The following is a 10,334-nucleotide window of genomic DNA, read 5'->3' on the forward strand; positions in this document are numbered from 1 at the left end:
GGAGATAAAAACTACCTGAAACAAATTTACCCAATACTGAAAGGTGCAGCACAGTTTTACAACAGTATGCTGATCAGTGATGCCAAAACAGGCTGGTTGGTCACCTCACCTTCATCATCGCCCGAAAATAGTTTTTATCTGCCCGATGGCACACATGCCAGCATCTGCGTAGGCCCAACTATCGATAATCAGATCATCCGCCAGTTGTTCAACAATGTAATAACAGCAAGTAAAGTGCTGGGTAAGGACGAGGCATTCAGCAAAACACTGGCTGCTAAAGTGAAAAAGCTCCCGCCCCCGGGTGTTATATCTAAGGATGGGCGCATCCAGGAATGGCTGGAGGATTATAAAGAAACCGAACCGCAGCACCGTCATGTATCACACCTGTACGGTTTATTCCCGGCATCAGAAATTACGCCGGAAGCTACTCCTGCCCTTGCCGAAGCTGCAAAGAAAACTTTGGAAGTAAGGGGTGATGACGGCCCAAGCTGGTCTATTGCTTATAAAATACTGTGGTGGGCACGTTTACATGATGGCAACCGTACTTATAAGCTATTTAAAGAGTTAATGAAGCCAACCATCAAAACCGACATTAACTATGGCGCTGGCGGCGGTGTATACCCTAACCTGTTATCGGCCGGTCCGCCATTCCAGATTGATGGCAACTTTGGCGCAACTGCTGGTATTGCCGAAATGCTGATCCAGAGTCACGCCGGGTTCATTGATTTTATCCCTTCTATCCCTGATGCGTGGAAAGCGCAGGGCGAAGTTAAAGGTCTTAAAGCCCGTGGCAATTTTACTGTTGATATGAAATGGAAAGATGGTAAAGTAACCGCTTACAAAGTAACCTCACCTACCCCGCGTATGGTAAAGGTGAAAGTTAACGGCGAGGTTAAAAACATAATGGCTACTAAAGGCTAACCGTTGAATTTCAATAAAAAGGCATCTTAAAAACGGGGCCTTGTGCGATTCCCCTCTTGAGAGAGCCTGTCCCGAAATTAATCGGGAGATGTAGGGGGTGTGTTTAACAAAGCGACGAAACACACCCCTGCTACTGCTCATTCCACTGCGCCCTCTCAGGAGGGGATTTAAAAAAAATACACTATAAACAGGAAATCTCATGTTTAAAAAGTACCTGACAGGACTGAGCATTGTAGCCGCCTGCTTACCCAGCCTGTGCCTTGCACAATCACAACCATTAAAGATCTGGTTTAATCGTCCGGCCAATCAATGGGAAGAAACCCTGCCTCTTGGTAATGGCAGATTGGGCATGATGCCCGATGGTGGTGTTAAAAAAGAAACCATCACGCTAAATGATATCACGCTATGGTCGGGTGCGCCACAGGATGCCAATAATTACGAGGCTTATAAAAAGCTTCCGCAAATCCGGGCGTTGTTGCTGGCCGGTAAAAATGCAGATGCGCAGGAGATTATTGATAAAGATTTTATTTGCAAAGGTCCCGGATCAGCAGGGGTAAATTATGGCTGTTATCAAACTATGGGTACCTTGAACATAGCATTTAACTATACCGGTACTGATCCAAAAGATGTTAAATACACCAACTATCATCGCGAGCTATCGGTAAACACGGCCGTAGCCAAATGCAGCTATACGGTAAACGGAGTTACCTACAAACGCGAATATTTTACCAGTTTTGGCGATGATATCAGCGTCATTAAACTCACCGCCGATAAACCTGGCATGCTAAATCTTAGCCTTACTATGGACAGGCCGGAGCGCTTTGCCGTCACAGCCCAAAACAACCAGCTTGAAATGTTCGGGCAGTTGGATAACGGCATTGATGGCAAAGGAATGCGTTATCTGGCCAAATTAAAAGCCACTTTAAAAGGCGGTAGCCAAAGCACTACCGAAAATTCGCTGATAATCAAAAACGCCACAGAGGCCATCATTTATGTATCGGCAGGCACCGACTATAAACAGCCTAACTATACTCAAAAAGCAACTCATATACTTGCTGCTGCCATGACAAAGCTATATGATCTGGAAAAACAGCAGCATATCGCTAATTATCAAAAGCTGTTTAACAGGGTTACCGTAAATTTAGGCGGCAACTATCAGGATACCATCCCAACAAATCTTCGGTTAGCCAATTTTCATAACAATCCTAAAGTCGATAATGCCTTACCGGTTTTATATTACCAGTTTGGCCGCTACCTGAGCATTTGCAGCACCCGGATTGGCCTGTTGCCACCTAATCTGCAAGGCCTTTGGGCTAACCAGATAGTCACCCCATGGACAGGTGACTATCACCTGGACATTAACGTACAAATGAACCACTGGCCGGTTGAAGTGTCCAACCTGTCTGAATTAAATCTGCCCCTTGCCGAGCTGGTAAAAGGCATGGTAAAAAACGGCGAAAAAACGGCAAAAGCCTACTACAACGCCGATGGCTGGGTGGCTCACGTAATAACCAATATCTGGGGCTGGACAGAACCCGGCGAAGCCGCATCATGGGGAATTTGCAAGGTTGGCTCAGGCTGGCTGTGCGATAATCTTTGGCAGCATTATGATTTTACCAACGATAAAAAATACCTGGCGGATATTTACCCGGTATTAAAAGGCTCGGCGCTGTTTTACAGCAGTATGCTCATCAACGATCCTAAAACGGGCTGGCTGGTAACCTCACCGTCATCATCACCCGAAAACGGCTTTTTAATGCCCGATGGCAGCGGTCGCCACGCCAGTATTTGTATGGGCCCAACCATTGATAACCAGATCATCCGAGAGTTGTTCAACAACGTGATCACCGCCGGCAAAGTACTGGGTAAGGACGTCACCCTCCGTAAAACGCTACAGGAAAAACTCAAAAAACTACCTCCTGCAGGCATTATCGCCAAAGATGGCCGCATCCAGGAATGGCTCGAAGATTATACCGAGATAGAACCGCACCATCGCTGTATTTCGCACCTGTATGGCTTATACCCGGCATCGCTTATTACACCCGAAGCTACCCCAGCCCTTGCCGAAGCCAGTAAAAAAACGTTGGAAGCCCGTGGTGATGACGGTCCGAGTTTTGCCATAGCTTACAAAATTGCCTGGTGGGCAAGGCTGCATGACGGCGAACGCGCTTATAAGCTATTTACCGACCTCATTCACCCTACCCTCGCCACCAATATAAACTATGGCGATGGCGGCGGCATATATCCCAACATGCTTTCAGCCGGGCCGCCGTTCCAGATAGATGGGAATTTTGGCGCTACAGCTGCATTGGCCGAAATGCTGATTCAAAGTCATGCCGGTTTTATTGAACTGCTGCCTTCCGTACCCGCTAACTGGAAACAAGCCGGCGAGGTTAAAGGCTTAAGGGCAAGAGGCAATTTTACTGTCGATTTTAAATGGAGCGATGGTAAAATAACCAGTTACCGTATCACCTCAACTCAGCCGCGGAAGGTTAAAATGAAAATAAACGGCGTGATAAAAGACGTGATGGCGCAAAAAGCATAACTAAAATACGTACCGGGGGGAGTTGCTTTTTAAACAGGAGGCACCTATGGAGCCAAATTTTTATTTGTTGAAGCTATAAACATGATACTCCTACGGAGTTCTGCTCAGAATTTTTGTTAAACTCCGTAGGAGTATCATGTTTATAGAAATTTAGGTGACCGTTTTGGCTCCATAGGTGCCTCCTATCAGCTCTTTATTTAAAAACAAATTCCGGTCAGTGTAAATAAAATATTGTGATTTAAAATACCTTTTGTGCACAATAAATAAAATGTAACTTAGACATTTAATAAACCTTAAATTCATGCAAAAATTTCTTGATCGTTTTATAATTGCTGTACAATTGTCCGGCTTGCTTTGCGTTTGGCAGCCGGCAATTGTTTCAGCATCAACCATAACCATTGCCAATCAACCAACCCAGCAGGGCGATATATCATTTTCATATGGCCCTGCCAGTAGTATCCGTTACGATCAAAAAAGCGGTACCTTCTCTGTTATCGAAAACGGTAAAACTATACTTAGTAATTGTTTTAGTAAAGCCGGTATCAACGGAAAACTTATTACTTCAACAGCTTATAAAAACATTTCATACAATAAAACATTGGTAACCGATGGCTTTGGCAAAGGTGTAAAACATACTTTTACCTTAACCGGTAATAATTTACCAAACATGGTACAGGTGTTTTATACCTACCCGTCCCACAAAGGTTACTTTTTAGTGGAGGTTTATGTTGAAGGTAAAAATCTGAAAACAAATTATATGGAACCGATAGCCGGTAATATGGCTGCGATACCCGGAGATACCCGTTCCCTCTTTGTACCTTTTGATAACGATACCTTCATCAGTTATAACTCAAAAACCTTTAAAGCACCGCTAACCAATACCAGTGCCGAGGTAGGGACAGTTTTTGATAATAAAAGCCGCAATGGCTTAGTGGTTGGTTCTGTTGAGCACGAAACATGGAAAACAGGCGTTCGAACCATCGCAAAAAAAGATAGAGCCAATACCTTTGAGGTATGGGGCGGTTACACTGAAGAGGCCGTAAACCGTGATAAAATAGCCCATGGTTATATCAGCGGCGATATGGTTAAATCGCCAAAAGTGTTTGTTGGCTGGTTTGCAGATTGGCGCACAGGTATGGAAGAGTTTGGTAAAGCTAACCGCATTGCCGAACCACCGTACATTTTTAACTGGACAAAGCCCACGCCTGTTGGCTGGAACAGCTGGGGCGTTATACAGGAGAAACTAAACTATGATAAAGCCATTAAGGTAGCCGACTTTTTTGCCGACAGCATTCCCGCATTCCGCAATGGCAATACCGCTTTTATCGATCTTGATTCGTTTTGGGATAATATGATCAGCGGCGGTTGGGAAGGCGATTTCAGCAAACTGAAATCCTTTGCCGATTACTGTAAATCAAAAGGTCTGCAGCCCGGTGTTTACTGGGCTCCGTTTACCGACTGGGGATGGCAAGGCGGTCCTAACCGTAAGGTGTTAGGCAGCAACTATACTTATGGTGAAACCTGGACTAAGGTTGGTGATGTCTACCATGATATTGATGGTGCCCGTGCTACTGACCCTACCCACCCCGGTACCTTGCAGCATATCGACTATGTAATTGGCAAATTAAAAGCCTGTGGTTTTAAAATGATCAAGATCGATTTTCTGGGCCATGCGGCTGCCGAATCGAGCCATTTCTTCGATCCGAAAATCACCACCGGCATGCAGGCTTATAAAAAAGGCATGGAACATTTAATTGATCAACTTGGCAATCAGATGCTGATTTATGCTGCCATCTCCCCCAGCCTGGCAACCGGTCGCTACGCGCACATGAGGCGGATTGCCTGCGATGCATTTAAAACTATAAAAGATACCCGTTATACCTTAAACAGTGTAAATTATGGCTGGTGGCAAACTTACCTGTACAACTACATTGATGCCGATCATGTGGTTCTCTCAACCGAAAGTGAAGGCGCTAACCGGGCGAGGATGCTTTCGGCAGTTGTCACAGGCACCTTTATAACCGGCGACGATTTTTCAACACACGGACAATGGTCAGAAAGGGCTAAAGCCATGTATCAAAATCCTGAAATTTTAAAGATTGTTCAAAATGGAAAGGCTTTCAGACCGGTTGAAGGGAATACCGAAACCGGAACATCAGAACAGTTTACACTTAAAATCGGCGATAGCTTTTACCTGGCCCTGTTTAATTATGGAGATACAGATAAAACCTACACTGTTGATGCAAAAAGGATTGGTATTGAAGCGGATAAAGCGATGAAAGCCAAATTGCTGTTATCAGGCAGTAATATAAATAATACAAGCAGTGTTTTAGTAAAAGCAGGTGATGCTGAACTATTAAAATTCGACTTAAATAAATAAAAATGCAAAGGCGCCGGCAACAGATTCCCCTTAAATCACCGGACGCCTTTTGAGGGGATGAAACCCTGTATTGTTTTTAACCGTTTAATTTAACTGATTTTGCCCGTTTGCTTGCAAGCGGGCATTTTGATTTTTTAGCATTCACGCAGCACTTGTTTTTATTGTGCTTTATGTTTGCCAGGTTGCTTTTTTCTATCTGAAGCGAAGTAAAAAACAATCCGCCGGTAACGGCCAATAAGGTGAAAAGTTTCATAGTAGTAGGTTTTAACTTAAAAGACGATGTTTTTTTGGGAATGTTACAGCGCAAATAGGAAATGTTGATTTTCGCATATTTTGGGGTACTGATTAATCTCATATACACTCAGTTACTACAGTAATCTTCATTGCGAAGTACGAAGCAATCGCGAACTTTACAGGGCTAACTTGCATGCTTCTCTGCCAATTGGGGATTGCCTCGTACCTCGCAATGACGTGTTGGAGAATTACCTTTATCCCAAAAAACAAAAAGTCAGTGACCTCGCGTTACTGACTTTTTCATTAACTATTAACTGACCAAATATCCTTAACAAAAAAACTATCTGGTATTGCAAACATAGGGTGTTAAAAGCGGCTTACATGTGTGAAAAACACCATCTTAATACGCAATTAAAATACATATCATGCTGACTGCCTGTACTTTAACGGAGTTATCTTATAATGCGTACGGAACAACCTGATAAACGAGCTTGGGCATTCAAAACCTACCATGCCAACTACCTCATTCACAGGGTAACGGGTATCCTTCAGCAGCATTAATGAGCGTTTTAAACGCAGTTGAATTAAAAACTGGTGCGGCGTTAAACCGAATGCTTGTTTAAAAGTGCGCAGCAAGTGATTAACTGAAAGACAAGCATGTTCGGCAAGGTCCTCAAGGCTAATGTTCTGATTATAATTACTATACAAAAATTCCTTGGCCAAGTTGAGACGGCGCAATATCTCGACCCTGGTACCCTGGTTTAAAAAGTCGAGCTTTTCGGCTTTTTTACAGATCTCATCATTATAGATATGAAAATAGTTGATGAGCGTATGGTGCAGGTATTCGTTGATCAGCATTTCATCCTGCATACCACTATCCAGGTGTTGTTTAAGGTGAAATACGTTGTATTTGATATCACCCGCAAACGGATAAATAGTTTCGTTAAATTCAGGCTGTATTTTGCTGCCATTACCTTTACTCAACAAGCTGTCGTCGTCGAAAGTCCAGCAATCTTTAAAATCCTGCAAAAACTGCTGATCAAAGTTAATGGCAAACGATTGTACCTGCTGATCCAGGTCGGTATCGGTTGAATATTGAGTTCCACGGTTCAGGATCAGAAACGAATCGGGATATATGGATAAATGCCTGCGGCCAATATCATAACGTTCACTACCGCTTAAAACAAAGCGTAGGCTTAAATCTGAAGTATATTGCGGCCCTTGTCTCTGGCCGCCGGTGCGGCTTACAATCTTATTGTTGTTGCGTAATACTTTTGAATAGTCCATTGTGATATGATTTTATTATTCGTTATAATTTCTTTCTTCCAGTAACATGAATTTGTTCCCCGCCGGGTCCAAAAATTCGGCTGCCAATCCCGCCGGTAAATAAGCCGGCGATTTGCAAAAAAACACACCTGCCGTACGGAGCAAATGATAATCATTCAAACAGTCGGCTGTGTTAATGATGATATTACTCTTATCACTATTGCTGTCGTTATTAGTTACAAGCAATGCCACATTTAATTTATCCGACTGGATCACCGTACTCTCCCTGCCCTCATAAAATGTCATTTTACCTGTTATCCTGAAGCCTAATTTTTGAGTATAAAAGTCAATTTGGCCCTCAAAGTCGGCTGTGTACACAGGTAAATATTTCAATTTCATTTCGCAGTAGTTTTAACAGAAACCAGATTTAATAATGGAAATCAACCTGTTGGCCAAGGGGCAGCATACAGGATAATTTTTCGAAGCGGGTTTACAGTAGCCGGTCAGTTAAAACTACTTAACATATCAAAGGTACTTTACCGGCAGGAGGATAGTATCCCCCTATTTGGGGGATTTGTGAATTAATGGAATTGAGTGTTTGGATTGATCATCAGAGTTGTTGGTGACAACACCAACAACGGCAGAAGTTTTGGGGTACTGACTGTAAATTGCTATAAAATCATGTCATTGCTGTAAGGCACGAAGCAATCGCACGGAAGCATGGCTGCTCTGTATAGCATGCGGTTGCCACGCTACGCTCGCAATGACATTTTTTGAGATGCGCGATAACGCAAAGTCTAATTAACTATATCAGCTTATTTTGCCTTGCCAGTTTAATAGCGTCAGCGCGGGAGTTTACATCAAGCTTAAGGTAGATGTTTTTGATATGGCTGCGAACGGTTTCCAGGTCAATGAATAGTTCATTGGCTATCTGGCCCCGGCTTTTGCCCTCGCCTATCAGCTCGAGGATCTGGGTTTCACGCTTGGACAAAGGTGATTCCTGGTTTTTTTGAAACGAGCGGATCACCAAACGGGCAATGTTAATGCTCATTGGCCCACCGCCTTCCCGTACTTCTTTTATCGATTCGATAATTTTGGTTGATGGGGTATTTTTGGTAAGATAGCCAGATGCGCCGTTAGCCAGCGCATTAAAGATCTGCTTTTCCGATTCGTAAACAGTAAGGATCAGGATATAGCAATTAGGCAGCAGCTTTTTTAATTTGGGAATAGCGTCGATGCCATTAACACCTGGCAATTCTATATCAAGTAATATTACATCTGGTTTATCAGCAGCTATTTTTTTAGCAGCCTCATCATATGAACAGTAAGTGCTGATCACATCATACCCCTCAGTAGCACCAATCAAAAAGGCATAACCATCGCGCAGGGTTTCATCATCCTCAATAATACTTACTTTAATGTTACGGGCCATGCCTAATTGCTTAACTGGTTTTTACTAAACTTTAACGTTACTGATGTGCCCTTGCCTGCCTGCGAGTTAATGAGGAGCGTTGCATTGATCCGTTTGGCCCGGGCATTAATGTTATTGATCCCCCGGCCCCGATGGGCTATGCTGTTGTCAAATCCTTTACCGTCGTCGGTTACCCTCAGCGATATTGCGCTTTTATCACTTTGATCAAGTTCAAAGGTTACCAGCCCTGCATCAGCATGCTTAAGGATGTTGTTTAACAACTCCTTAAATATCATGGTAATGTTACGGCTGTACTCCATGGGCAATTTTACCAGCTGGATATCCTCATCAACCGCGGCAAACTCAAAATCAACCGGTACATCGTGAAAAACCTCTATCCCTATCTCACGGATGTGATTAAGTGTTTCATAAAGGTTATCACTTTTGGGATCGAGCGCCCAAAGGATATCCTTTGTACCGTTGTATAATGATGCCGCGTTTTGCTTAATCTGATCAACAATTCCGCGCTGGTCTGCCTGCCCTTTATCTATTTTGGCATTTAGTATCTCTGATAAGACAGTGATACGGGTTAATTTGTTACCCAGATCGTCATGAAAATCTTCGGCTGTTTGCTGGCGGATCTTCAGCTTCTCTTCCCGCTTCATGGCCTCAATAGCTTTTTGCCGTTTTATTTTACGCTGATGCACCAGATTTTGCACCCCGAAACCAAGCAATACTAACAATACAATAGCCAGCAGCCTGAAGTAGAATGTTTGATAAAATGGTGGAATGATCACAAAACTAAAACTGGCCATCTGTGGCGACACCTGTCCATCCGGGCTTATAGCTTTTACCCTGAAAGTATATTTACCCGGCGGTAGCGAAGGATAATTAACCACATTATTGCGCATGGGCGAGCTAAATGCGCTATCCAGCCCAACCAATTTGTATTGATACGATACTGCATCAGGATTTTTAAGGTAAACACCGAGGAATGATATCGACAAATGATTTTGGTTATGTTTGAGTTCGGCCCAGTCATTAAGGTCGATTGAAGAACGTTTTTCGCCGTCCTCTTTCATGAGTTGTACCGATTTGATGAACACATGCGGAGGCGGTGAGGCTACCATTTTAGTCATGGTATTATACACCATAACAGCTTTGGTAGTGCTTATCCAAACCTCATGGCCGCGGTGCATAATGGCATTTTGATTGGCCTCAACAACCGGCTCTTTTGAACCGATATTATCAATTACCCAAAAAGTTTTCTTTGCAGGATCATATTGCATCCGGTTAATTCCACGACCGGTACCCATCCAGAGCCTGCCGCGCTCATCGGCCGCGAGGCTGTAAATACTGTTGGCTTTAAGACCATCATCAATATTGTAAATATTGACCGCTCCGGTTGTCATATCCCAAGTGTATAAGCCACTGTCATCGGTACCTACCAGCAGCAAGTCGCGATACCGGATCATGCTGTAAACCGCGGTAGTTGGGAATGATTTGAGTTTAAAGCCGGGGACGATCCTCTTATTCACTACCAGCATTACGCCGTTTTGGGTACCTATTAAAACAGA

At 43.6% G+C, this 10,334-nt stretch carries 8 protein-coding genes; 3 read left to right on the forward strand and 5 right to left on the reverse strand.

The features are described from left to right. The 3 genes from VF500_RS00070 to VF500_RS00080 all read left to right on the forward strand — a co-directional run. Positions 1 to 921 (forward strand): glycosyl hydrolase family 95 catalytic domain-containing protein (locus VF500_RS00070; RefSeq protein ID WP_333783632.1); only part of this gene is annotated, 921 nt, incomplete at its 5' end. Between the two features lie 199 nt (positions 922 to 1,120). Beyond that, entirely contained in the window at positions 1,121 to 3,466 is a 2,346-nt protein-coding gene (locus VF500_RS00075) for a glycoside hydrolase family 95 protein (protein ID WP_330857721.1), read from the forward strand. A 301-nt stretch (positions 3,467 to 3,767) separates the two neighbouring features. Then, positions 3,768 to 5,846 carry an alpha-galactosidase gene (locus VF500_RS00080; RefSeq protein ID WP_330857722.1) on the forward strand — a complete coding sequence of 693 codons (2,079 nt, stop codon included), beginning with the start codon at positions 3,768 to 3,770 and terminating at the stop codon, positions 5,844 to 5,846. 76 nt (positions 5,847 to 5,922) lie between these two features. Here VF500_RS00080 and VF500_RS00085 read toward each other — a convergent pair whose 3' ends face one another. The 5 genes from VF500_RS00085 to VF500_RS00105 all read right to left on the reverse strand — a co-directional run. Then, positions 5,923 to 6,099 (reverse strand): hypothetical protein, encoded by a 177-nt coding sequence (locus VF500_RS00085; RefSeq protein ID WP_330857723.1) that lies wholly within the window; start codon positions 6,097 to 6,099, stop codon positions 5,923 to 5,925. 404 nt (positions 6,100 to 6,503) lie between these two features. Next, positions 6,504 to 7,367, reverse strand: a complete 864-nt coding sequence (locus tag VF500_RS00090; RefSeq protein ID WP_330857724.1) for an AraC family transcriptional regulator — start codon at positions 7,365 to 7,367, stop codon at positions 6,504 to 6,506. Between the two features lie 15 nt (positions 7,368 to 7,382). Next, positions 7,383 to 7,745: a VOC family protein gene (locus VF500_RS00095; protein ID WP_330857725.1), complete on the reverse strand. Its 363-nt coding sequence runs from the start codon at positions 7,743 to 7,745 to the stop codon at positions 7,383 to 7,385. A 406-nt stretch (positions 7,746 to 8,151) separates the two neighbouring features. Continuing rightward, the gene (locus VF500_RS00100; protein ID WP_090524105.1) at positions 8,152 to 8,778 is read right to left on the reverse strand and encodes a response regulator; all 627 of its coding nucleotides are present in this window, start codon (positions 8,776 to 8,778) and stop codon (positions 8,152 to 8,154) included. A 2-nt stretch (positions 8,779 to 8,780) separates the two neighbouring features. Continuing rightward, the coding region (locus VF500_RS00105; RefSeq protein ID WP_330857726.1) for a triple tyrosine motif-containing protein at positions 8,781 to 10,334 on the reverse strand (1,554 nt) is incomplete at its 5' end.

It is taken from the genome of Mucilaginibacter sp., from assembly GCF_036383575.1.
GTDB lineage: Bacteria > Bacteroidota > Bacteroidia > Sphingobacteriales > Sphingobacteriaceae > Mucilaginibacter.

What these genes read in the sequence shown, in the direction of transcription:
- VF500_RS00075 (WP_330857721.1), top strand. Translation starts at nt 1,121, where the DNA reads ATGTTTAAAAAGTACCTGACAGGACTGAGCATTGTAGCCGCCTGCTTA.
- VF500_RS00080 (WP_330857722.1), top strand. Translation starts at nt 3,768, where the DNA reads ATGCAAAAATTTCTTGATCGTTTTATAATTGCTGTACAATTGTCCGGC.
- VF500_RS00085 (WP_330857723.1), bottom strand. Translation starts at nt 6,099, where the DNA reads ATGAAACTTTTCACCTTATTGGCCGTTACCGGCGGATTGTTTTTTACT.
- VF500_RS00090 (WP_330857724.1), bottom strand. Translation starts at nt 7,367, where the DNA reads ATGGACTATTCAAAAGTATTACGCAACAACAATAAGATTGTAAGCCGC.
- VF500_RS00095 (WP_330857725.1), bottom strand. Translation starts at nt 7,745, where the DNA reads ATGAAATTGAAATATTTACCTGTGTACACAGCCGACTTTGAGGGCCAA.
- VF500_RS00100 (WP_090524105.1), bottom strand. Translation starts at nt 8,778, where the DNA reads ATGGCCCGTAACATTAAAGTAAGTATTATTGAGGATGATGAAACCCTG.